At 68.4% G+C, this 21,811-nt stretch carries 24 protein-coding genes and 1 tRNA gene; 13 read left to right on the plus strand and 12 right to left on the minus strand.

Translation table 11 applies throughout. The annotated features are described in order from the left end of the window. Positions 1–39: 39 nt before the first annotated feature. From HWX00_RS24370 to HWX00_RS24380, 3 genes are all read left to right on the plus strand, one after another. Positions 40–699: a HugZ family pyridoxamine 5'-phosphate oxidase gene (locus tag HWX00_RS24370; RefSeq protein WP_034188063.1), complete on the plus strand. Its 660-nt coding sequence runs from the start codon at positions 40–42 to the stop codon at positions 697–699. 356 nt (positions 700–1,055) lie between these two features. After that, positions 1,056–1,349 (plus strand): H-NS histone family protein, encoded by a 294-nt coding sequence (locus tag HWX00_RS24375; protein WP_006491875.1) that lies wholly within the window; start codon positions 1,056–1,058, stop codon positions 1,347–1,349. Positions 1,350–1,591: 242 nt separating this feature from the next. Further along, positions 1,592–2,749, plus strand: coding sequence for a cation diffusion facilitator family transporter (locus HWX00_RS24380; protein ID WP_034188062.1), 1,158 nt, complete (start codon positions 1,592–1,594; stop codon positions 2,747–2,749). A gap of 42 nt (positions 2,750–2,791) precedes the next feature. On the opposite strand, the gene HWX00_RS24385 is transcribed toward HWX00_RS24380, so the two are convergent. From HWX00_RS24385 to HWX00_RS24395, 3 genes are all read right to left on the minus strand, one after another. After that, a complete protein-coding gene (locus tag HWX00_RS24385; protein ID WP_006477376.1) occupies positions 2,792–3,262 on the minus strand; it encodes an Lrp/AsnC family transcriptional regulator in 471 nt (156 codons plus the stop codon). A 79-nt stretch (positions 3,263–3,341) separates the two neighbouring features. Next, positions 3,342–4,001, minus strand: a complete 660-nt coding sequence (locus HWX00_RS24390; RefSeq protein WP_049030364.1) for a 3'-5' exonuclease family protein — start codon at positions 3,999–4,001, stop codon at positions 3,342–3,344. Then, the gene (locus tag HWX00_RS24395) at positions 3,998–4,642 is read right to left on the minus strand and encodes an MBL fold metallo-hydrolase (protein WP_175028533.1); all 645 of its coding nucleotides are present in this window, start codon (positions 4,640–4,642) and stop codon (positions 3,998–4,000) included. The genes HWX00_RS24390 and HWX00_RS24395 overlap by 4 nt, the downstream gene beginning before the upstream one ends. A 655-nt stretch (positions 4,643–5,297) precedes the next feature. On the opposite strand from HWX00_RS24395, the gene HWX00_RS24400 reads away from it, so the two are divergent. Further along, a complete protein-coding gene (locus HWX00_RS24400; protein WP_034188059.1) occupies positions 5,298–5,909 on the plus strand; it encodes a septal ring lytic transglycosylase RlpA family protein in 612 nt (203 codons plus the stop codon). A gap of 92 nt (positions 5,910–6,001) precedes the next feature. Here the strand turns inward: HWX00_RS24400 and rsmI are convergent, their stop codons facing one another. Beyond that, positions 6,002–6,880, minus strand: a complete 879-nt coding sequence (gene rsmI / locus HWX00_RS24405; protein WP_034188058.1) for a 16S rRNA (cytidine(1402)-2'-O)-methyltransferase — start codon at positions 6,878–6,880, stop codon at positions 6,002–6,004. Positions 6,881–6,926: 46 nt separating this feature from the next. On the opposite strand from rsmI, the gene HWX00_RS24410 reads away from it, so the two are divergent. The 5 genes from HWX00_RS24410 to HWX00_RS24430 all read left to right on the plus strand — a co-directional run bounded on the left by HWX00_RS24410 (position 6,927) and on the right by HWX00_RS24430 (position 9,384). After that, on the plus strand, positions 6,927–7,355 hold the full coding sequence (locus tag HWX00_RS24410) for a YraN family protein (protein ID WP_175028547.1): 429 nt from the start codon (positions 6,927–6,929) through the stop codon (positions 7,353–7,355). A 126-nt stretch (positions 7,356–7,481) separates the two neighbouring features. Continuing rightward, positions 7,482–8,066: an SIS domain-containing protein gene (locus HWX00_RS24415; protein WP_059559351.1), complete on the plus strand. Its 585-nt coding sequence runs from the start codon at positions 7,482–7,484 to the stop codon at positions 8,064–8,066. Positions 8,067–8,083: 17 nt separating this feature from the next. Further along, positions 8,084–8,884 carry a BON domain-containing protein gene (locus HWX00_RS24420; RefSeq protein WP_049030150.1) on the plus strand — a complete coding sequence of 267 codons (801 nt, stop codon included), beginning with the start codon at positions 8,084–8,086 and terminating at the stop codon, positions 8,882–8,884. Positions 8,885–8,895: 11 nt separating this feature from the next. After that, the gene (locus HWX00_RS24425; RefSeq protein WP_376698775.1) at positions 8,896–9,243 is read left to right on the plus strand and encodes a c-type cytochrome; all 348 of its coding nucleotides are present in this window, start codon (positions 8,896–8,898) and stop codon (positions 9,241–9,243) included. 65 nt (positions 9,244–9,308) lie between these two features. Then, a tRNA-Ala gene (locus HWX00_RS24430) sits at positions 9,309–9,384 on the plus strand. Between the two features lie 67 nt (positions 9,385–9,451). Here the strand turns inward: HWX00_RS24430 and HWX00_RS24435 are convergent. From HWX00_RS24435 to HWX00_RS24445, 3 genes are all read right to left on the minus strand, one after another. Continuing rightward, positions 9,452–9,856, minus strand: a complete 405-nt coding sequence (locus HWX00_RS24435) for a hypothetical protein (protein WP_226194332.1) — start codon at positions 9,854–9,856, stop codon at positions 9,452–9,454. A 33-nt stretch (positions 9,857–9,889) separates the two neighbouring features. After that, complete coding sequence (locus HWX00_RS24440; RefSeq protein ID WP_175028534.1) at positions 9,890–11,287, minus strand: enolase C-terminal domain-like protein; 1,398 nt, start codon at positions 11,285–11,287, stop codon at positions 9,890–9,892. Between the two features lie 62 nt (positions 11,288–11,349). After that, entirely contained in the window at positions 11,350–12,690 is a 1,341-nt protein-coding gene (locus HWX00_RS24445) for an MFS transporter (RefSeq protein WP_059559349.1), read from the minus strand. A 455-nt stretch (positions 12,691–13,145) separates the two neighbouring features. On the opposite strand from HWX00_RS24445, the gene HWX00_RS24450 reads away from it, so the two are divergent. Together HWX00_RS24450 and HWX00_RS24455 are read left to right on the plus strand one after the other, a co-directional pair. Continuing rightward, entirely contained in the window at positions 13,146–13,772 is a 627-nt protein-coding gene (locus tag HWX00_RS24450; protein WP_175028535.1) for a DUF2239 family protein, read from the plus strand. A gap of 15 nt (positions 13,773–13,787) precedes the next feature. Beyond that, positions 13,788–15,119, plus strand: a complete 1,332-nt coding sequence (locus tag HWX00_RS24455) for a carotenoid oxygenase family protein (RefSeq protein ID WP_175028536.1) — start codon at positions 13,788–13,790, stop codon at positions 15,117–15,119. A 19-nt stretch (positions 15,120–15,138) separates the two neighbouring features. Here HWX00_RS24455 and HWX00_RS24460 read toward each other — a convergent pair whose 3' ends face one another. Genes HWX00_RS24460 through HWX00_RS24475 form a run of 4 tightly spaced genes read right to left on the minus strand, consistent with a single transcriptional unit; the run spans position 15,139 to position 19,399 of the window. Then, positions 15,139–16,305 carry an ABC transporter permease gene (locus tag HWX00_RS24460; RefSeq protein WP_034188040.1) on the minus strand — a complete coding sequence of 389 codons (1,167 nt, stop codon included), beginning with the start codon at positions 16,303–16,305 and terminating at the stop codon, positions 15,139–15,141. Between the two features lie 8 nt (positions 16,306–16,313). Next, on the minus strand, positions 16,314–17,468 hold the full coding sequence (locus HWX00_RS24465) for an ABC transporter permease (RefSeq protein WP_175028537.1): 1,155 nt from the start codon (positions 17,466–17,468) through the stop codon (positions 16,314–16,316). A gap of 21 nt (positions 17,469–17,489) precedes the next feature. Beyond that, positions 17,490–18,188, minus strand: a complete 699-nt coding sequence (locus HWX00_RS24470; RefSeq protein ID WP_175028538.1) for an ABC transporter ATP-binding protein — start codon at positions 18,186–18,188, stop codon at positions 17,490–17,492. 5 nt (positions 18,189–18,193) lie between these two features. Then, on the minus strand, positions 18,194–19,399 hold the full coding sequence (locus HWX00_RS24475; protein WP_175028539.1) for an efflux RND transporter periplasmic adaptor subunit: 1,206 nt from the start codon (positions 19,397–19,399) through the stop codon (positions 18,194–18,196). 359 nt (positions 19,400–19,758) lie between these two features. On the opposite strand from HWX00_RS24475, the gene HWX00_RS24480 reads away from it, so the two are divergent. Next, complete coding sequence (locus tag HWX00_RS24480; RefSeq protein ID WP_006494172.1) at positions 19,759–19,992, plus strand: hypothetical protein; 234 nt, start codon at positions 19,759–19,761, stop codon at positions 19,990–19,992. An 81-nt stretch (positions 19,993–20,073) separates the two neighbouring features. Here HWX00_RS24480 and HWX00_RS24485 read toward each other — a convergent pair whose 3' ends face one another. Then, positions 20,074–20,844, minus strand: a complete 771-nt coding sequence (locus HWX00_RS24485; RefSeq protein WP_175028540.1) for a Mut7-C RNAse domain-containing protein — start codon at positions 20,842–20,844, stop codon at positions 20,074–20,076. Here HWX00_RS24485 and HWX00_RS24490 point away from each other — a divergent pair. Beyond that, the gene (locus HWX00_RS24490; protein WP_264166561.1) at positions 20,818–21,810 is read left to right on the plus strand and encodes an NAD(P)-dependent oxidoreductase; all 993 of its coding nucleotides are present in this window, start codon (positions 20,818–20,820) and stop codon (positions 21,808–21,810) included. The two genes, HWX00_RS24485 and HWX00_RS24490, sit on opposite strands and share 27 nt — an antisense overlap. Position 21,811 lies beyond the last annotated feature (1 nt).

Genomic DNA, 21,811 nt, shown 5'->3' on the forward strand with positions numbered 1-21,811 from the left:
GCATGAACGACGCGCCGCCCTTCGACCGCAGGAGTCCTCTTGAACATCGATCCCGCCCTCGCGCTGCATTTGCTGCACCGTTGCGCGCTCGGCACGCTCGCCACTCATACGCGCGAACCACAGGGTTTCCCGTATCCGACGGTCGTCCCGTTTGCACCCGATGCAAGCCATCGGCCCGTGATCCTCGTCAGCGGCCTGGCCGAGCACACGCGCAATCTCGCCGCCGATCCGCGCGCGGGCTTCCTGGTCGTCGACGCGCCGGATGGCGACGTGCTGAACGCCGAGCGTGCGACGCTGCTCGGCCGGTTCGTGCCGCTCGGCGACGATCCGCATGTCGCCGCGCGCTACCAGCGCTATGAGCCGGACGCCGCGCGCTATCTCGCACTCGGCGATTTCGCGTTCTGGGCGCTCGAGATCGAGCGGCTGCGCTATATCGGCGGTTTCGGGCGGATGGGCTGGGTCGACGGCCCGCATCTCGATGCACGGCCGCCGCTCGCGTTCGACGACGAGCAGGCGCTGTGGAACGCCTACGAGACGGGCGAGGCGCGCCGCGACGGGCTCGACCTGCTCGGCGTCGATTGCCACGGCGCCGACTGGCGATACGACGGCCGCCGGGTGCGTACGCCCTTCGATGCGCCGTCGGCCGATCTCGGCGCGCTGCGCGACCGGCTGACGGCATGCGCACGCGGTGTGACGTGACGTCGCGGGTCAGTGATTTGTCCGTTTAGCAAACCGCGTCATGTGGTTTTCGCAAAGCTGTCGTCCGATGAAAGCTTCTATTTTCCCGAATACAGGGTAATTGCGTATGTTGATAGTCCGAATAGGCAATCGCTAATGTCCTAATCTCTGTACGGAGACGTAAAAATTTGAGAAAAGGCCGCGGCCGGTCAAAATGACATGCGCGAATTACAATTGATCTCGGGATTTTCGTGAATCTCGCTTCTATCAAATCTTTTTTGTGCTAATCTCTGCCTTCGAAAATCCGAGGCACATATATTTCATGAATGGTGAGCTGGCTGCAGACCGGCGCCATTAGTCAGATAGAAAGGGAAACTATGTCTTCTTACAAGGACCTGCTGGCCCAGCGGGAGAAGCTGGAGAAGCAAATCGAAGAAGCGAAGTCGCGTGAATACGCTGAAGTGCTGAATGACGTGAAGCAGAAAATTGCCGACTACGGCTTTTCGCTCGCCGAACTCGGTCTCAGCCGCGCGAAGGCAGGCAAGGTTGGCCGTCCGCGCGCAGGCGTGGCCGCGAAGTACCGCGATCCGGAAACGGGCGCGACGTGGTCGGGCCGTGGCAAGCCGCCGCGCTGGATTGCAGGCAAGAACCGCGAACAGTTTGCGATTTAAACGTTTGTTTAAGTCGTCTGCGCTTCGAAAGAGCCGCGTGTCCGTTCAGGAGCGCGGCTTTTTTGTTTCCGGACGCAGCCGCCCTGCAAACATTGTCATGAAAATGTAATAATCGCCATGTGAATGAAAATGCGACACGTTCGTATAAGCGATTGATTTGAATAAGAAATTTTCGGGTATTGAGCGGGTTCGCGACGCGCTTTTGATAGAATTGCGTATCGCACACCGATATCTCATATTTCATGTCCACGTTTTCCGGCGACGCGCAGAGCGCAGATAAGCACACGGTTGCGCGCAAGAGCACGCTCGTCAGTATTGTGCTGAATGTGGTGCTCGCCACATTTCAGATCGTCGTCGGTACGATTGCGCATTCGCAGGCGTTGATTGCCGACGGTGTGCATTCGATATCCGATTTGATCTCGGATTTTGTCGTGCTGGTTGCGAATCGTCATAGTGGCGCATCGCCCGATGCCGACCACAATTACGGTCATAGCCGCTACGAGACGGTCGCATCATTGTTTCTCGGCGCGATCCTGATCGCGGTCGGGATCGGCATGCTCTGGCGCGCCGGCGACCGCCTCGTCAATCTCGACAATATCCCCGCCGTCCATTTTTCCGCGCTGGTCGTGGCGCTGACGGTACTCGTGTCGAAAGAGGCGCTGTTTCGCTACATGCTGCGCGAGGCGCGGCGCGTGCGTTCGGCGATGCTCGTCGCGAATGCATGGCATGCGCGTTCGGATGCCGCCTCGTCGCTGGTCGTCGCGATCGGCATCGTCGGCAGCCTGGCCGGCGTGAAGCTGCTCGACCCGATCGCGGCCGCGATCGTCGGCTTCATGGTCGCGCGGATGGGCTGGACGTTCGGCTATGACGCGCTGCAGGACCTGTCCGACCGCGCGCTCGATATGGGCGATACGGCCGAGATCCGCGCGCTGCTCGCGGCGACGCCGGGCGTACGCGACGTGCACGACCTGCGCACGCGCAAGATGGGCGATGCCGCGCTCGTCGACGCGCACATCCTCGTCGATCCGAAGATTTCCGTATCCGAAGGGCACTACATTGCCGAAACCGCGCGTGCGCGTGTGCTGTCCGACCCGCGCGTGCTCGACGCGCTGATCCATGTCGATCCGGAGAACGACGCGGCGCGCCGTCCGGCGCTCGCGCTGCCGCCGCGCGGTGAGATCGCGGCACGGCTCGAGGCCGCGCTCGCGCAGCGCGGGCTGCAGGCGGCGGCGATCAACCTGCATTACCTGAGTACGGGGCTCGAGATCGATGTGACGCTCGTCAGCGATCCGCACGATACCGATGCGGCGCTGGCCGGCCGGATCGACGTCGGTGCGCTGGAGCGCGAGTTCGGCGCGCGCCGGATCGGCTTCACGCGCGCGATGCCCGCGCGTGCGTGACCGGCGGCCGGCGGCCGCGCACCGGCCGGGCCGGCCCGCGCGTTACAGCGGCAGTTGCGTGTCGAACTTGATTTCGCGCAGCACGACGCTCGTGCGCACCTGCGACACGGCGGGGATCTTGAAGATGCGCTCGTGCAGGAACACGTCGTATGCCTTGATGTCCGGCGCGACGATCTTGAGGATGTAATCGGCTTCGCCCGTCGTGCTGTAGCACTCGGTGACTTCCGGGCAGGTCGCGATCTCGCGCTCGAACTGCTCGACGCCGCCTTCGTTGTGGCGTGTCAGGTGCACGTGCGCGAGCGCGCAGACGTGCAGGCCGAGCTTCTCGCGATCGAGCAGCGCCGTGTAGCGCTGGATCACGCCCGACTGTTCCATGTCCTTGATGCGGCGCCAGCACGGCGTGCTCGACAGGCCGACCTGGTCGGAAATTTCCTGAACGGAACGGCGCGCGTCGAGCTGCAACAGGCGAAGGATTTTTTGCGAAAAGGAATCGAGCGTCACCTGCGCCTCCATGCGGCAGCAACAACATGCTGAATGTTAGAGGGCCGGGAAAGGAAAGGCAATCTGGCGTGGCGCTGGTGAGCGAGATTCGCTAATTTGCTCGCGGATCCGTGGGATTTTGTCCCGCCCCCGCGCGCTCCGACCGATCGGTGTCCGATACGGCGAGGCCGGCGAGCGCGGCCTGCTGGCGGCGCAGGTCGGCGAGCATGTTGCAGAACAGCGCGCCTTGCTCGATCGCGTCGTCGAGCGCGACGTGCGTGTGCGGATGGTCGTCGAACCAGTGCTTCGGAAAGCGCGGCTTGATCGCTTTGCGGTACGGCAGGCCCGTCATCGCGAACGCGAGCGTCTTGATGTCGAGCGCGGACCACGAGAACGGGCAACGTCCCGCGAAGCGCATCATGTACCAGAACATGAACGTGAAATCGAAGCCGGCCGGCATCGCGACGAACACGGGCTTGCCGGGCAGCGCCTCGACCCAGTCGACGTACGCGACCAGCGCCGCCTCGGGCGCCTGCAGGTCGCGCCGGCACGCGGCCCAGGCTTCCGGTTCGGTCTTCCACCACGCTTCCTGCACCGGGTGCGCCTGCGCGCCGGGCAGCGTCTCGAGGTTGGCCGAGAACGTCGCGATCAGCTGCTTGTCCTCGGTATAGGCGGCCGACGCGAAGCTCAGCATCGAGTGCGGGCCGGGAATCGGGCCGTCGGCCTCGACGTCGGTGCTGACGTAGATTTCCGGGATGGCGGTCTGGTTCATCCGAATACCTTGTCTGACACGAACGGGTTCGTGCGGCGCTCGTCGCCGAACGTCGACACCGGGCCGTGGCCCGGCACGAACGTGACGTCGTCGCCGAGCGGCCACAGCTTCTCCTTGATCGAACGGACGAGATCCTCGTGGTTGCCGCGCGGGAAATCGGTCCGGCCGATCGAGCCCGCGAACAGCACGTCGCCGACGATCGCGATGCGGTGTGCGCGGCTGAAGAACACGACGTGGCCGGGCGTGTGGCCCGGGCAGTGATAGACCTCGAGCGTCTCGTCGCCGAACTGCACGGTGTCGCCGTCGTTCAGCCAGCGGTCGGGCTCGAAGGTGTCGGCGGCCGGAAAGCCGAAGCGCTCGCTCTGCATCGGCAGCTTCTCGATCCAGAAGCGTTCTTCTTCCTGCGGCCCCTCGATGGGCACGCCGTAGTGCGTCGCGAGCGTCTTCGCGCCCGCGCAGTGATCGATGTGCCCGTGCGTGAGCAGCACTTTCTCGACCTGCACGTTCTGCCGCGCGATTTCCTGCTGGATCCGGTCGAGATCGCCGCCCGGATCGACGACGGCGGCACGGCCCGTTTTCTCGCAGACGAGCAGCGAGCAGTTCTGCTGGAACGGCGTGACCGGAATGAGCGTGACTTTCATGGAGGCACCGGCGGCTAAAAGGAGCGATTGTACCGGTCGCGCGCGCCGCCTGCCGCTCGTGCGATGCGTGCCGCGGCGCGCGGGTGAGGGCATTCCCGGAGCATGCCGATTGTTACAGCCATAGTGAGAATCAATGGTCCGTCGGGGGTGCTTTTCGAGATGGCGTTTTGATTTATGTATAATGCGCCCCATTGCGCGTGAATTTCACGCCATTCGCTGGTGTTTCGGCCCCGTTAAAAGAGGCGTCCGATTCACCGTCAAGCATCAGCCGCCGGGGAGTCCGGCGGTGTATCCAGCACCGAGCATTCGGTGCTCACGTCTTGTCCGGCCGGGTGCTGCGCGCCCGCCTGCGGCCCTGCTGCCGCGCCGCCGGATGAGGCCTGTGCCGCCGTTCCTGTGCGTTGGTCGTATCGACGCGCGCGAACGTGGAGCCATGTTCGATGGCGGCATGTGGGGTCTGGTCAGGCTGTTGGGGACAGGTTGCGCCAGACGTGAAAACTAATCAGGACGGTTGCGGCATAGACGAAAGCCGCGCCCATGCTAGCCGCCTGCTCGCATCCGAGCGGGGCGTGCACGCATTTGCCGTCCGGGCCGCGTATCTGCGTTGTGAAGCAGCGTTGTATCGGAGCGGCCCGAACCAGAAGGCGACACGTCGATGAATTTACGTTTTCCGAGTCGATTCGGAACCATTGCATTGTTTTTTGCGCTGACGGGCTGCGCGGTGCCATCCAGCCAGACCACCGGCAGCGTGAACCAGAAGAAGGCGGTCGACAAGACGGCCGCGGCCGCCAAGGCGGACGACGACAAGCAGCCGCTCAATTTCGATTCCGCGCTGGCATCGCTGCCGGCCGCGGACAGCAAGGACGCGAAGAAGCCGTCGCTGGCCGACGCCGAGCCGATCGACGGCAAGGATGTATCCGACTTCCGCCAGACGGGCCGCGCTTCGTGGTACGGGCGGGATTTCCACGGCCGCCGCACCGCGAACGGCGAGCGCTTCAACATGAACGCGCTTACCGCCGCGCACCGCACGCTGCCGCTGTCGTCGTACATCAAGGTGACGAATGCGTCGACCGGCAAGTGGGTCGTCGTGAAGGTCAACGATCGCGGGCCGTTCAAGCGCGGCCGTGTGCTCGACCTGTCGTATGCCGCTGCCAAGCTGATCGGCCTCGTGCATGCCGGCACGGGCCGCGTGAAGATCGAGGGGCTGTCGCCGCAGGAAGCGCGCGAGGCGCGCGACGAAATGCTCGCGTCGATCTCGGCGAAGTAACGCGGCGGTTCGTCCGCTCACGCGTCGAGCATCAAGTGCAAAGGGCTGCCTTCCGGCAGCCCTTTGTCGTTTCGGCGCGGCGTCGTTCCGCGTCAGCCTTCCTTCAGCGCGAGCGCACGCGCATACAGCGTGTTGCGCGATGCGCCCGTCAGCGCGGCCGCGAGCTTGGCCGCGCTCTTCACCGGCACTTCTTCCAGCAGCAGCCTGAGCAGCGCGTCGTGCGCGGTGTCGTCGGCTTCGCCGCTCGACGCCGGCGCGCCTTCGACGACCAGCACGAACTCGCCGCGCTGCCGGTTCGCATCGCCGGCCAGCCAGGTCTGTCCTTCGGACAGGGTGCCCTGGAACAGCTGCTCGTGTAGCTTGGTGAGTTCGCGCGCGATCAGCAGCCGGCGCGCGGGGCCGAATGCATCGGCGAGCGCGGCGACGGTTTCGGCGATCCGGTGCGGCGCTTCGTAGAACACCAGTGCATACGGGTGCGACACCAGCGCCTGCAGCGCGCTGGCGCGCTGCTTGGCCTTCGGCGGCAGGAAGCCCGCGAACGTGAACGCGCCGGCCCAGTCGCCGGCCACGCTCAGCGCGGTCACGGCCGCGCTCGCGCCCGGCAGCGGGATCACCGCGAAGCCGGCCTCGCGCACCGCGTCGACGAGCCGCGCGCCGGGGTCCGAGATGCCGGGCGTGCCGGCGTCCGAGACGTAAGCCACGCGTTCGCCGCCACGCAGCAGTTCGATCACGCGCTGCGCGGCTTCGCGTTCGTTGTGTTCGTGCACGGCCAGGAGCGGCTTCGAGATCCCGTAGCGGGCGAGCAGCTGGCCGGTGTTGCGGGTGTCTTCGGCCGCGATGCGGTCGGCGAGGCCGAGCACGTGCAGCGCGCGCAGCGTGATGTCGGCCGTATTGCCGATCGGCGTGGCGACCACGTAAAGCGCGGCGTCCGGGTAGTGCTGCGTGTGCGCGAGTTCGAGGAGGGCAGTCATGGCAGGCAATGCACGCAATCGCGGCGCAAGCGGAACAAGGTCGGCATTGTGCCACGCGGCGCCGGCCAGCCCGGGCGACGGGCGCGGATTGCCGCACGCGGGCGACAACTTTTCCGGCGCGGCACGATCCAAACCGGTCGGTGCGGCGTTCGAGCAGCGCGCGCGGCAGTTTCTCGAGCGCCGCGGCCTCGGGTTCGTCGCGGCGAACGTGACGATGCGCGGCGGCGAGCTCGATCTCGTGATGCGCGAGCCCGACGGCATGCTCGTGTTCGTCGAGGTGCGCGCACGGCGCAGTGTCCGGCACGGCGGCGCGGCCGCGAGCGTCGGCTGGCGCAAGCGGCGGCGCCTCGTGGCGGCGGCGCTGCAGTTCTGGGCGCGGCACGGTGCCGGTGCCGCGTGCCGGTTCGATGTCGTCGCGTTCGAGGCCGGCCGGCTCGCGTGGCTGCGCGACGCATTTCGTACCGACGATGCGTAGCCGCGACGTGTGACGAGATGTAAAGAGTTCTTGCCCGACCCCCGGAGAGGGTGCCGGAGTACGGTAAACTCGCCGCACCCACGATGTCGCGCGAAATGTGCCACGCGCCCAGTTCACCAGGAATCGATGTCAGTCGAACGTATTCAGCAACAATTCCACGACAGCGCCGCGCTTCACGCTGAAGCGGCCGACGCGCTGTCGTTGCCGATCGCAGCCGCGGTCGATGCGATGTTCGCCGCGCTGGCGAACGGCAACAAGATCGTCGCGTGCGGTGACGGCCCGTCGGCTGCTGCCGCGCAGTATCTCGCCGCGTCGCTCGTCGGCGGCTTCGAGCGCGAGCGTCCGGGCCTGCCGGCGATCGCGCTGGCCACCGATGCGTCGCAGGCCGGCCTCATGGGGGCGGCGGCCGCCGAGCAGCTGTTCGCGCAGCAGGTGCGCGTGCTCGGCCAGACCGGCGACATCCTGCTGGTGCTCGATGCGGGTGGCGCGTCGCCGCGCGTGCTGGCGGCGATCGACGAGGCGCACGAGCGCGAGATGACCGTCGTCGCGCTGACGGGCGGCAATGGCCATGCAGTCGCGGCCGCGCTGTCCGATACCGATATTCCGATCAGCGTGCACGCCGTTCGCGCGGCACGCATCCACGAAGTCCATCTGCTGACCATCCACTGCCTGTGCGACGGCATCGACGCGATGCTGCTGGGTGAGGATTGAACGAAGGAGAGCCGTCGATGAATCAAAGCCGCGTCAAACAGACGCTCGTCAGAACCACGCTGCTCGCCGCGCTGACGGCGGGCCTCGCCGTGTCGCTGCAGGGTTGTGTGCTCGGAGTCGTGGGTGCAGCGGCCGGCGGCGGCGCGCTGATCGCGACCGATCGCCGGACGCTCGGCGCGCAGACGGAGGACCGCGAGATCCAGGTCAAGGCGCTTTCGCAGATCAACAACGGGCTACCGGACCAGTCGCACGTGAATGTGACGGTGTTCAACCGCCGCGTGCTGCTGACGGGTGAAGTGCCGAACGATGCGTCGAAGCAGCGCGCCGAGGAAATCGTGCGCGGCATCAACAACGTGAACGGCATCGTCAACGAGCTGTCGGTCGAGCCGGCGTCGTCGTTGTCGTCGCGCGCGAACGACTCGTATCTCGAAGGGCGCGTGAAGTCCGAGCTGATCGCGACGAAGGGCATCTCGGCGAACTACTACAAGGTCGTCAGCGAACGCGGCAACCTTTACCTGATGGGCCTCGTGACGGTGGACGAAGGCAATCGCGGCGCGGAAGCCGCGAGCCAGGTGCCGGGCGTCGAGAAGGTCGTGAAGGTGTTCCAGTACGTGAAGCCGCAGGACGCGCAGGCGCTGCAGGCCGCCTCGCCCGCGAGCGGCGCATCCGGCGTGTCGGCTGCCGCCGCGCCGGCGGACAGCGCGACGGTCGGCGCGGTACCCGACGCGTCGGTGCAGTCCGCGCCGCTGCAGTCGCCCGCCCCGATCTCGAATTCGTCGAGCGTGCACCCGGGCAACCCGAAGGCGCCGGCGCAATGAAGGGCGCGCGGATGAAGCAGATGAAACAGTGGATGGTGCAGGGCGCCGCCGGCGCGGCGCTCGTGGTCGGCACGCTGGGCGCAGCGCACGCGGACGTCGGCGATGGCCTGAAGGTTGCGCGCAGCAACGCCTGCATGGGCTGTCACGCGGTCGACCGCAAGCTCGTCGGCCCGTCGTTCAAGGATATTGCTGCGCGCTACAAGTCCGATCCGCAGGCCGTCGCGAAGCTGTCGAAGAAGGTGAAGGACGGCGGCTCGGGCGTCTGGGGCGCGATTCCGATGCCCGCGCATCCGCGCATGAGCGACGCCGATGTCCGTTCGGTGGTCGAATGGGTGCTGGCCGGCGCGCCGTCAAAGTAACGCTTCAGGGGGATGTAACCCCTATTGCCAAGCGCAGAAATGCGTGTGTATGATGGTCGACTGTTGGGGCGGTAGCTCAGCTGGGAGAGCGTCGCGTTCGCAATGCGAAGGTCGGGAGTTCGATCCTCCTCCGCTCCACCAACGGAATTCGAAAGGCCCGATCGCGAGATCGGGCCTTTTTGTTTTTGCGGGTCCGATAGCCGGCGGACTACGTCGCCAGATCCTGAACCAACCGGAACGTCGGCACCGACAACACGGCCGCCCCCACCGTAACGACCGCGAGAATCGCCGTTCTTTTCCGCAGCAGCGCGCCGACGACGATCGATAGCGCATAGAACGTGCAGGTCAGCAGAATGATCCACCATAGCGCTGCGTAACCGGCACCGCCTTCGAAATTCGATACGTTGCGCGTAATCCGAGCTGCGACATAGCTGGCGACGGTCACGCTCGCCGGCAGACACAACACCGAATACAGCATGAAGACGATGATTTGCCGAAGTGTCGGATCGGATGACGTCATGGAGAGCGTTCTTTCGCGGATGAGCGGGAGCGCCCGACCATCCGCCGCGCGGGCCGATCCGGGCAGCCGGCAGGATGCGGCCGTTTTCGGCATTTGGCAACCGCCACCCGTCATCCCGCCTTCCCCTCACCCCCGCCCGAAACTCGGCCGCTTCGGATCGTAAGCCCACCCCGGCACCAGATAGCGCATCGCGACCGCGTCATCTCGCGCGGTGCCGCCCACCGCGTTGTACAACGCATGCGCCGCCTCGACCTGCGCCATGTCGAGCTCGATCCCGAGCCCCGGCCGTTCCGGCACGGCCACCTTGCCGCCGACGATCGCGAGCGGCTCGCGCGTGAGCCGCGCGTCGCCTTCCTGCCAGATCCAGTGCGTATCGATCGCGGTGATCGTGCCGGGCGCGGCGGCGGCCGCGTGCGTGAACATCGCGAGCGACACGTCGAAGTGGTTGTTCGAGTGCGACCCCCACGTGAGCCCCCAGTCGCGGCACAGCTGCGCGAGCCGCACCGAGCCCTGCATCGTCCAGAAATGCGGGTCGGCGAGCGGGATGTCGACCGCCTGCAGCCGCACCGCGTGATCCATCTGCCGCCAGTCGGTCGCGATCATGTTGGTCGCGGTCGGGATCCCCGTCGCGCGGCGGAATTCGGCCATGACCTCGCGGCCCGAATAGCCGCCTTCGGGCCCGCACGGATCTTCCGCATACGCGAGCAGGTGGCCCTGCCCACGGCACAGCGCGACGGCTTCGTCGAGCGACCACGCGCCGTTCGGGTCGAGCGTCGCGCGCGAATCGGGGAAGCGCGCCTTGATCGCCGCGATCGCTTCCAGCTCGTCGGCGCCGGCCATCACGCCGCCCTTCAGCTTGAAATCGGCGAAGCCGTAGCGGTCGACCGCGGCTTCGGCCTGCCGCGCGATGTCGGCCGGCGCGAGCGCCGTTTCGTTGCGCAGCCGGAACCACGCGTTCGCCGCATGCGCGTCGTCGCGATACGGCAGGTCGGTGCGGCGCCGGTCGCCGATATAGAACAGGTACGCGAGCATCGGCACCGCTTCGCGCTGCTGGCCTTCGCCGAGCAGCGCCGCGACCGGTACGTCGAGGTGCTGGCCGAGCAGGTCGAGCAGCGCGGCCTCGATCGCGGTGATCACGTTGTCGAGCCGCAGGTTGATCTCGTGCGGCTGCCGCAGCACCGCGGCCTCGCCGGCCGACGTCACCTCGTGCCGGATCGTGCGGCCCGCCCCGGCACCCGCGCCGGACAGCGCCGCACGCACCGCGTTGAGGGTCGCCTGGTAGCGGCCGATCGACTGGCCGACCACGAGATCCGTCATGCGCTCGAGCGCGTGGCGGATGCCTTCGCCGCCCGGCACTTCGCCGACGCCCGTATGCCCGCTGCTGTCGTCGAGGATCACCAGGTTGCGCGTGAAGTACGGCGCGTGCGCGCCGCACAGGTTGAGCAGCATGCTGTCGCGGCCGGCGACGGGAATCACCTGCATGCGCGTGACGCGCGGCGTGCCCGCGCGGCTGGGTTCGGACATCGGTTCGCTCCTGGTTCCGGTGGCGCGCGGGCCGCCGGACGCGCCGGCGCGGCCCGCGCCGTTCATTGAAGCTCGACGCGGCGGATCTCGCCGACGACGAACAGGTAGCAGATCACGGCGACGAGCGCGTGCGCGACGACATAGACGAGCGCGCCGTTGAACGAGCCGCTGCGGTCGACGATGTAGCCGATCGCGATCGGCGTCGTGATGCTGGAGAGGTTGCCGCAGGTGTTGAGCAGCGCGCCGCTCAGCCCGGCGATCTGGCGCGGCGCGGTGTCTGCGTTGACCGCCCAGCCGAGCGCGCCGAGCCCCTTGCCGAAGAACGACAGCGCCATGAACAGCACGACGAGCACGTGCGAATCGGTGTAGTTGCAGACGATCATCGACATCGACAGCAGCATGCCGGCCACGATCGGCACCTTGCGCGCGACCGACAGCGACCGGCCCTGCTTGAGCAGCGCGTCGGACACGACGCCGCCGAGAATCCCGCCGAGGAACCCGCACACGGCCGGGATCGACGCGACGAGCCCCGCGTTGAGGATCGACATCCCGCGCGCCTGCACGAGATAGACGGGAAACCACGTGATGAAGAAATAGGTGAGCGCGTTGATGCAGTACTGCGCGACGTACACGCCGATCAGCATCCGGTTCTTCAGCAGCGCCTTCACGTGACGCATCGACGGGCCGCCGTCGCGTCCGCCCGTCGCCTGGTCGATGTTGACGAGCGCGCCGCCTTCGGCGAGGTAGTCGAGTTCCGCGCGGTTGACGTTCGGGTGGTCCTTCGGGTCGTACATCGTGCGGTTCCACACCATGACGAACGCGAAACCGAGCACGCCCATCACCGCGAACACCGACTGCCAGCCGAACGCGTGCACGAGCCAGCCCATCAGCGGCGCGAACACGACGGTCGCCGCGTACTGCGCGGCGTTGAAGATCGCGGACGCGGTGCCGCGCTCGGCAGCCGGGAACCACGCGGACACGATTCGGCTGTTGGCCGGGAACGACGGCGCCTCGGCCGCGCCGACGAGGAAGCGCAGCCCGAACAGCAGCGCGAACGCGGCCGCGCCGCCGAAGAAACCGATCGCGCCCTGCAGCAGCGTGAACAGCGACCAGAAGAAGATGCTGAACGCGTAGACGATGCGCGACCCGTAGCGGTCGAGCAGCCAGCCGCCCGGCAGTTGCGCGACCACGTACGACCAGCCGAACGCGGAGAAGATGAAGCCGATCTGCACGTGGCTCAGGTGCAGCGCGCGGGCAAGGCTCGGGCCCGCGATCGCGATCGCCGCCCGGTCCGCGTAGTTGATTGTCGTGACCGCGAACAGGACGGCCAGCACGAGCCAGCGCACGCGCGTGCGCCGGACCGTTGCCGACGCGGACGCCGGCAGCGCGTGAAGCGGATTCATGACTTGTCTCCTCCGAAGGACGGAAGGTGCCGTCGTGCGGCGGGCGCGTCGGCGCGCGCGTGATGTTGTCGTATGGGTGCCGCCGGCCGGAGGCAGGGCACCGGGCGCCGAGTCGGGCAAGGCGTCCGGGCCATTCTGTCATGTCGAAAACTTCGCTTTCATGCCAATTGCTGACTTGATCGATTCAGCATTTGAATCGATCGGTCCGGCGCGCGCGTCGTCCGCGCCAGCCGGCAGGACGCGCGCGAGCGTGCCGGACGCCAGCGCGGAGCGCCGTCGGCGGTGTCGCCGTCGCGTTGCAGCCGCCCTGGTTGCCCGTCCGGGCGGCCTGACCGGCGCCGTGGTCGCCCGAGGGGGAGGCACTGCCGTCAAATTTTTACCCGGATAATATTGACATCCAATTAATACCCGGATAAAAATAGCGCCATTCTGATCCCGGCCTGCGGGCGACCACGATGACAACCTCCACGCTTCTTCCTTCGTACACGGCCTTCGACGGCCACCGGCGGCTCGCGTCGGGGCCGCTCGCGACAGTTGCGCTCGCGGTCCGGCAGGCGGCCGGCGACGCGACGCACGGCACGATCCTGATCTTCGACGACGCGACGGGCCGCTCGATCGACCTCGACCTGCGGGGCACGGACGACGACATCCGCGTGCGCTATGCGCCGCCGTCGGGCGACGTGCCCGGCGCCGCCGGCGCGCCGGCAGGCGCGGGCGAGCAGCGCGGCCGCGGTCGGCCGAAGCTTGGCGTCGTATCGCGTGAGGTCACGCTGCTGCCGCGTCACTGGGAATGGCTTGGCGCGCAGCCGGGCGGCGCGTCGGTCGCGCTGCGCAAGCTGGTCGAGGACGCGCGGCGCACGCATGCGGCGGCCGACCGGCACCGCGACGCGCAGGCGCGCGCCTATCACTTCATGTCGGCGATGGCGGGCGACCTGCCCGGTTTCGAGGAAGCCGCGCGGGCGCTGTACGCGAACGAGCCGGCGCGGCTGGCCGAACTGGTTGCCGGCTGGCCGGACGACGTGCGCGACCACGCGCTCGCGCTGGCGCGCGGCGACATGCCGCCGTCCGCCGAAGACTGCTGACGGAGCGCCGACGCGATGACCGCATTCGACCTGAACCACGGCGCGATCGCGCCGGTCGCCGACGAAGTCGATGTCGTCGACCTGCGCGTGACGGGCGCCATCCCGCGCGAACTCGACGGCACGTTGCTGCGCAACGGCCCGAATCCGCCGGGCGGCCGCTTCGAAGGCAACGACATGCTGTCGTGGTGGCCGGAAGCCGCGATGCTGCACGCGATCGCGTTCGACCGTGGCCGCGCGACCGGCTACCGGAACCGCTGGGCGCGCACGCAGCGCTGGGCCGCCGTGCATGCGCCGGGGCAGGTGCCGCATCTGCCCGACACCAATCCCAACGTGAACGTGCTGCAGCATGCGGGCGAATTGCTCGCGCTGGCCGAGGGCGGCGCGCCCCTCGCGATCACGCCCGCGCTCGATTCGCTCGGCGCGGCGGCGCGGCACGCGGGCTTCGGCGGCGGAATGACCGCGCATCCGAAGGTCGATCCGGTGACCGGCGAACTGATCGCGTTCCGTGCGGACTGGCGCGCGCCGTGGCTGCGCTACGGCGTGATCGACGCGCACGGCGTGCAGCGCGTCGACGTCGAAATCGACCTGAATGCGCCGTCGATGATGCACGACCTCGCGATCACCGAAACCCGCAGCCTGCTGCTCGACCTGAACGTCGGCTACGACTTCTCGCTGCTGAAGCAGGGCCACCGGATGCCGCTGCGCTGGCACGACGACCGGCCCGCGCGCATCGGCGTGATGCCGCGGCACGGCGGCGCCGTGCGCTGGTTCGGTGTCGAGCCGTGCTTCATCCAGCACGTCGTGAACGCATATGACTGCGACGCGTCGTGCATCGTGCTCGACGCGGTGCGCTATCCGTCGTTCCTGCGGTTCGATGCGCGCACGGGCCGCTTCGCCGACAACCCGGTCGGCGAGCTGTGGCGCTACGTGATCGACACGGCGAACGGGCTGGTCGACGAAGGGCCGCTCGCCGACGGCGGCATCGAATTGCCGCGCATCAACGACAGCCGGACGGGGCGCCGCTACTGCTACCTGTATGCGGTCGAGCAGCCGAACAACGCGGAAATGCGCGGCGTGATGCGCTTCGATCACGCGCGCGGCACGACGACGCATTACGCCGTGCCGCCCGGCGACCAGAACGGCGAGCCGGTGTTCGTGCCGCGCCCGGGCGGCACCGACGAGGACGACGGCTGGCTGCTGGTGATGGTCTACCGCGCGGCGACCGACGCGAGCGACGTGGTGATCCTCGATGCGCGCGCGATCGATGACGAACCAGTCGCGACCGTGCACCTGCCGCGCCGCGTGCCGGCCGGGTTCCACGGCGCATGGGTACCGCGCGAGCGTTGAACGTGAGCGGCGGCGCGCGTCACTGCGCGCGCAGCGCGTCGACGATCTTCAGCCGCGCGGCGCGCATCGCCGGCAGGAACCCGCCGACGAGCCCCATCACGAGCGAGAACAGCAGCGTCTTCACGACGATCGCGGGCGTCAGCACGAAGCGGAACGACAGGTCCGAGAAGGTCTGGAAGTTGGTGGTCGAGAACGACGCGAACTGCATCAGCGACGCGCACGCGAGCCCCGCGACGCCGCCGACGAAGCCGAGCAGCAGCGCTTCGAGCAGGAACGCGGCGAGCACGTTCCTGCGCTTGAAGCCGAGCGCGCGCAGCGTGCCGATCTCGGCCACGCGGTTCGCGACCGACGCATACATCGTGATCATCGCGCCGATCATCGCGGCGATCGAGAAGATCGTCGACAGCGTGATGCCGAGGATGTTGATGAACGTCGACAGCGACTTCGACTGGTCGCCGTAGAACGTCTGCTCGCGTTTCGCCTCGTCGGTCAGCCGCGGGTCGACGTCGATGTCGGCCTTGAAGCGCGCGAAGCCGTCGGCGCCCGGGATGCGCAGCACCATCGACGAATAGCTGGTGCGCCGGAACGACTGCATCAGCTGGTCGACGTCGCCCCAGATTTCCGAATCGAAACCGCTGCCGCCCGCGTCGAAGATGCCGACGATGGTCCAGTCGCGCTGCGCGAAATGCAGGCTGTCGCCGAGCTGCGTGCCGCTGAAGCCTTTCGCGATCGCGCTGCCGACGACGATCTCCGACGAGCCCGGCGCGAACATCCGGCCGGCCACGCGCTTCACGTGCGGGCGCAGCGCGAGCCCGGCCGGCGACACGCCGCGGATCACGACGTTCGACGGTTTGCCGCTCGACGTCTTCACGAGCGAGATCAGCACGACCGCTTCCCTCGACACGAGCGGCCGGCCGTCGGGGCCGAGCGCGACGGCCGGGTGCATCTCGAGCGCGTTGGCCTGCTGGTGGTCGATCGAACTCTGGATCTCGGTCTCGGCGCCCTTGCGGATCACCACCGCGTTGTCGGCTTCGCCGGTCGACACGAGCGTCTGCGTGAGCCCCGCGTCGAGCATCTGCACGGTCGCGAACACGAAGATCACGAGCGCCATCCCGCCGGCGGTGAGCGCGGTGGTGAGGCGCCGGGTCCACAGGTTGCGCGCGATGTAGGTGAGCGGGATCGCCATGCGCGTCGTTACCCGATCGCCCGCAGGCCTTCGACGACGCGCACGCGTGCGGCCTGCCACGCCGGCACGAGCGCGGCCGCGAGGCCGACCGCGACCGAGCATGCGGCCTGCAGCGCGACCGTCCCGGCCGACACCCTGAACACCGGGAAGATGCCGCCGGCCGCCTGCTTGAACAGGCTCGCGGCGGGCGGTGTCGCGAGGATCCCGAGGCCGCCGCCGGCCAGCGCGATCACGACCGATTCGCCGAACACGATCAGCGCGAGAAAGCCGGGGCCGAAGCCGAGCGCCTTCAGCGTCGCGTACTCGGCCGTGCGTTCGCGCGCGCTCATCGCCATCGCGTTGGCCATCACGGCCATGATGATCAGGATCACCACGTAGGACACGAGGCGAATCGCCGCGATGATCTGGTTCGACATCGCGACGAAGCCGAGCTGGAACGCCTGCTCGGTCTCGGTCAGCGTCTCGGCGAGCGAGTTCTTGAACACCGCGTCGACGTTGCGTGCGATCGACGCGCCGTCGTCGGGGTTCGCTACGCCGAGCACGAACACGCCGACCTGGTCGGCCTGCTTCGGCGTGCGCTGGCGCACCGTCTCGTTCAGGTAATCCCAGTGGAACACCAGTTGGCGCGTGATCGTCGAGTCGTCGCGGCCGTCGAGGATCCCGCGCACGACGAAATCCCACGTGCCGGGATAGATCGTGCCCTTCAACGGGATCACGTCGCCGATCTTGAAGCCGAACTGCGTGGCGAGCTGGCGGCCGACCAGGCAGCCGCGGCGGTCGCGGTCGTAGTCGGCGCGCTGCTGCGCCGGGATGATGAATTCCGGATACAGGTCGAGATAGTTGTCCGACACCGCGAAGCTCGCGAAGAAGTTCTTCGGGTCGCGGTAGATGCCGCCGAACCAGTTCGAGCGGACCACGGCCGTCACGCCGTCGACGCCGCGGATCCGGTTCTCGTAGCTGACGGGCAGCGGAAACACCAGCGAGATCGCGTTGCGCGTGACGAGCCGCCCGCTGGACGCGGCGGCCGCGCCCGCGTACCACGCGTCGACCACCGTATGCAGCAGCCCGAACGCCAGTACGGCGATGGTCAGCCCGAGCACGGTCAGCAGCGTGCGCAGCCGGTGGCGCAGCGCGTTGCGTGCGATCAGCTTTAGCACGTACATCGCGCGCGCTCCCGCCGCCGCTCAGCCGGCGTGCCCATCGATCAGCTCCCCTTTTTCCAGATGCACGAGCGACTGGGCGGCGCTGGCCGCATGCGCGTCGTGCGTCACCATGATGATCGTCTTGCCGAGCTCGGCGTTCATCCGCTGCAGCATCGCGAGCACGTCGGTGGCCGACGCGCGGTCGAGGTCGCCGGTCGGCTCGTCGGCGACGATCAGCACGGGATCGGTGATCAGCGCGCGGGCGATCGCGACGCGCTGCTGCTGGCCGCCCGACAGCTCGGACGGATAGTGGCTGGTCCGGTCGCCGAGGTTCACCATGTCGAGCACGAGCTCGACGCGCTCGCGCCGCTCGCGGCGCGACAGGTGCGTGAGCATCAGCGGCAGCTCGACGTTCTCGAACGCGGTGAGCACCGGCATCAGGTTGTAGAACTGGAAGATGAAGCCGACGTTCGCCGCGCGCCATTCGGCGAGCTGCGCCTCCGCGAGCTGCGAGATGTCGAGGCCGCCGACGCGCAGCTCGCCGCTGTCGGGCCGGTCGATGCCGGCCACCAGGTTCAGCAGCGTGCTCTTGCCGGAGCCCGACGGCCCCATCAGCGCGACGAAGTCGCCTGCGCCGATGTCGAGCGTGATGTCGGTCAGCACGGGCACGATCTGGTTGCCGCGCCGGTACGACTTCGCGACGTGGCTGATCTCGACGAGGGGCGGCGGTGCGTCGTTCACGCGCGCTACTTTTTCGCGACGGTCACTTTCGCGCCGTCCTTCAGCTTCGCGCCCGGTGCGAGCACGACCGTGTCGCCGGGTTTCACGCCGCGGATCGCCACCAGTTCGCCGATCCGCAGGCCGCGCGTCACGGCCGCCGCGTGCACGGTGTCGTCCTTCACGACGAACACGACCGGCCGGCCGTCGCGCTCGACCACCGCGCTCGCCTGCACGGCCGTGACGGGCTGCCGGTCCTGCGCCGACACGGGTTTCGACAGGAATGCGATCTTCGCGCTCATGTCGGGCAGCACGCGCTCGTCGCGGTCGACGAAACGCACCTTCACGAGCACGGTGGCCTTCGAGCGGTCGACGGTCGGCACGATGCGCGACACGCGGCCCGCGAAGCGCATGTCGGGCAGCGCGTCGAGCTGGATCTCGCACGGCTGCTCGGCGCGGATCTTCGCGATGTTCGATTCGGCGACGTCGGCCTCGACCTCGAGCGTGTCCATGTCGGCGATCGTCACGACCGCGCCCTTGCTGTCCGACGCGGACGAGAACGGCGTGATGTTGTCGCCGACGTTCGCGTGTTTCGCCAGCACGATGCCGTCGAACGGCGCGCGGATCACCGTCTGGTCGACCGCGACCTGCGCGGCCTGCGCATTCGCTTCGGCCGACGCGATCGCCGCCTGGTCGCTGCCGACCGACGCGCGCGCCTTGTTCACGCGGGCCGTGTCGATGTCGAGCTGCGCGGCCGGCACGGCGCCCTTCGGCGCGAGCGCGGCGGTGCGGCGCAGCGCGATTTCGGCGTCCTTCTGCTCGGCCAGCGCCACGCCGAGGTTGGCGCGGGAGACCTGCACCTGCGCGCGCGCCTGCGCGAGCGACGCTTCCACGTCGCGGCTTTCGAGGCGCGCGATGATGTCGTCCTTCTTCACGCGCGTGCCTTCGAGCACGCCGAGCCATTCGACGCGCCCCTGGCCCTTCGACGCGACCGCGGCCTTGCGCTGCGGCACGACGTAGCCGGTCGCATTGAGCTGCGTGTCGTTCTGGTACGGGTAGGCGGACGTGACGGACGTGGTTTCGACCGTCGGCCGGCCGCTGAGCGCGATGCCGGCGGCGATCGCGACGACGACGGCCGCGGCGGCGGCGGCCACGCGGGCCCACCGGCGCCGACGGGGCGCCGGTGCGATCGGACGCCGGTCGATTTTCAGTTTGTCCAGATTGTGATCGGGCAATTTGAGCGCCTCGAGACGGCGGCGGTCTGGCGACCGGCCGCGATCCGGTTTCCGGGGAAAGGGACGGATGGACGCCAGTATAAGCGCCGCCCCGACGGTGCGCGAGCCGGTTTGCGGCGCGACGCGGCGGCAGCCGGAGCGGCTCGCCGGCGCGGGACGACGAGCCGGCCCCCGGGGAAACCCGAAGGTGCAAGCAACGTGTCAACTTGCCGCGAACACGGTGCGTTATGGAACCAGTGCGTCAGGTTTTGTCGCGGCGGACCGGCGAAAGCCGGCCTCGCGGCCTGGGGCTCCGATGCGAATGCCTCGCATCTTTACTTACCGGTACGTTTGATTTTTTCTCCGCTAAAGGAAGAACAATGAAGAAGACGCTCGCTTCGATCATCGCCGCGGCATTCGCGCTCGCATCGGTTTCGGCATTCGCACAGGCGTCCGCGCCGGCAGCCGACACGTCGGCAGCCGCTCCGGCACCGGCCAAGAAGGATCACAGCAAGCCGAAGCACCAGCTGAAGCACCACGGTTCGAAGAAGGGCCAGGCGAAGGCTGCAGCCGCATCGGCCGCCGGCACGAACGACGCAGGCACGCAGAACTAAGCACGCTGCCTGGCGACGGCAGGCGTAGCCGGCCGTCCGTCGAACAACCCCGCATGCTCCGGCATGCGGGGTTTTGTTTTTTCAGGCGCCGCGTTCGCCGGACGGCAGTGGCGATGGCCGTGACGGCGTACGCATCGCGTCGACCACCGCACGCATGCGCCGCCAGTGCGAGCCTTCCCAGAACACGCGCCGGCACACGTCGCACGCGGCGAAGCGCCGGTGCCGCTGCCGGACCCCGTCCGGCACGCGCGGCGCGGCGGCGGCCGCGTCGAGCGGGTGCAGCGGCGCATTGCAGCGCAGGCACAGCCGGAACGGCCGCATGTGCGGCGCGAGATCGAGCCGCTCGAACAGCTCGCGCAACTGGTCGGCCGGCTGCAGCGCATGCAGGTAGCAGCCGCGCACGACCGCGCGCCGCTTGAGCAGCTCGCGGTCTCGCGTCAGCACGATCCGGCCCTCCCGCTCGGCCAGCGCCGCGAGTTCGTCGTCGCGGTAGTGGTTGTCGTAGCAGGTGTCGAAGCCGGCGAGGCACAGCAACTGAGCGAGGCCGCCGAGATGCGCGTCGGCGACGAAGCGCCACGGCACCGGCGGCGGCGCGGTGGCCCCGTTCGCCGCCGGCCGGGCGCGTTCCGGAAAGGCTTCGACGCGGTCGCCGTCGCAAAGCGGCCGGTCGAGCGCGGCGGGCAGATCGTTCACGCAAAGCCGGCCGATTTCGGTATGCGGGATACCGAGCGCCTCGATCGCATGCTTCACCGTCGCGTCGCGCGCACAGGCGCGCCCGAACGCGCGGTCGCGCCGCGCGCGCGGGAGAAACGCGTTCAGTTCGCCATGGAAGCGGAAGGTCGCGATCGCCATCCGTGCAGTATCGCACCGCGCCCGGCCGGCGGCAGGCGCTGCAGACGGCCGGCATCTGTGTTTAACTCGCGGCTTCACGGAGCGAAGGAGCGGGCAATGGATCTCGGGTTTATCGGGCTGGGCGAAATGGGGCAGGCGATCGCGACGAACCTGCTGAAGGCGGGCCACACGGTGCGGGTCTGGAACCGGTCGCGCGAGCGCGCCGAGCCGCTCGCGGCGTTCGGCGCGCAGATCGTCGACACCCCGGCCGATGCGTTTCGCGGCGACGCGGTGTTCTCGATGCTCGGCGACGATGCCGCCGCGCGCGCGGTGTTCGACGACGCGCTGCTCGCGCAGGCGCCGCGCGGGCTGATCCACGTCAACATGGCGACGGTGTCGGTCGCGCTCGCCGAATCGCTCGCGCACGCGCACGCGTCGCGCGGTATCGACTACGTCGCCGCGCCGGTGATGGGGCGGCCCGACGTGGCCGCCGCCGCACGCCTGACGATCATGGCCGGCGGCCCGGCCGAGGCGATCGACCGCGTGCAGCCGCTGTTCGACGCGATCGGCCAGAAGACCTGGCGGTTCGGCTCGCTGCCGCAGCACGCGAACGTCGCGAAGATCGCCGCGAACTTCACGCTCGCGTCGGCGATCGAGACGCTCGGCGAGGCGTCGGCGCTGCTGGGCGCGCACGGCGTCGCGATGCGCGACTTCCTCGACGTGATCACCAACAGCGTGTTTCCGGGGCCGGTCTACGAGGGCTACGGCTCGATGATCGCGGAGCGGCGCTACGAGCCCGCGCGCTTCAAGGCGCGCCTCGGGCTGAAGGATGTCCGCCTCGCGCTGGAAGCCGGCGACGCGACGTCGGTGCCGCTGCCGGTGGCGAGCGTCGTGCGCGACAGCCTGCTCGACGCGCTCGCGCATGGCGGCGGCGACCAGGATTTCGCGGTGCTCGGCGAGGTCGCGCTGCGCCGCGCCGGCCGCTGAC

Source organism: Burkholderia seminalis DSM 23518 (genome assembly GCF_902832885.1).
GTDB lineage: Bacteria > Pseudomonadota > Gammaproteobacteria > Burkholderiales > Burkholderiaceae > Burkholderia > Burkholderia seminalis.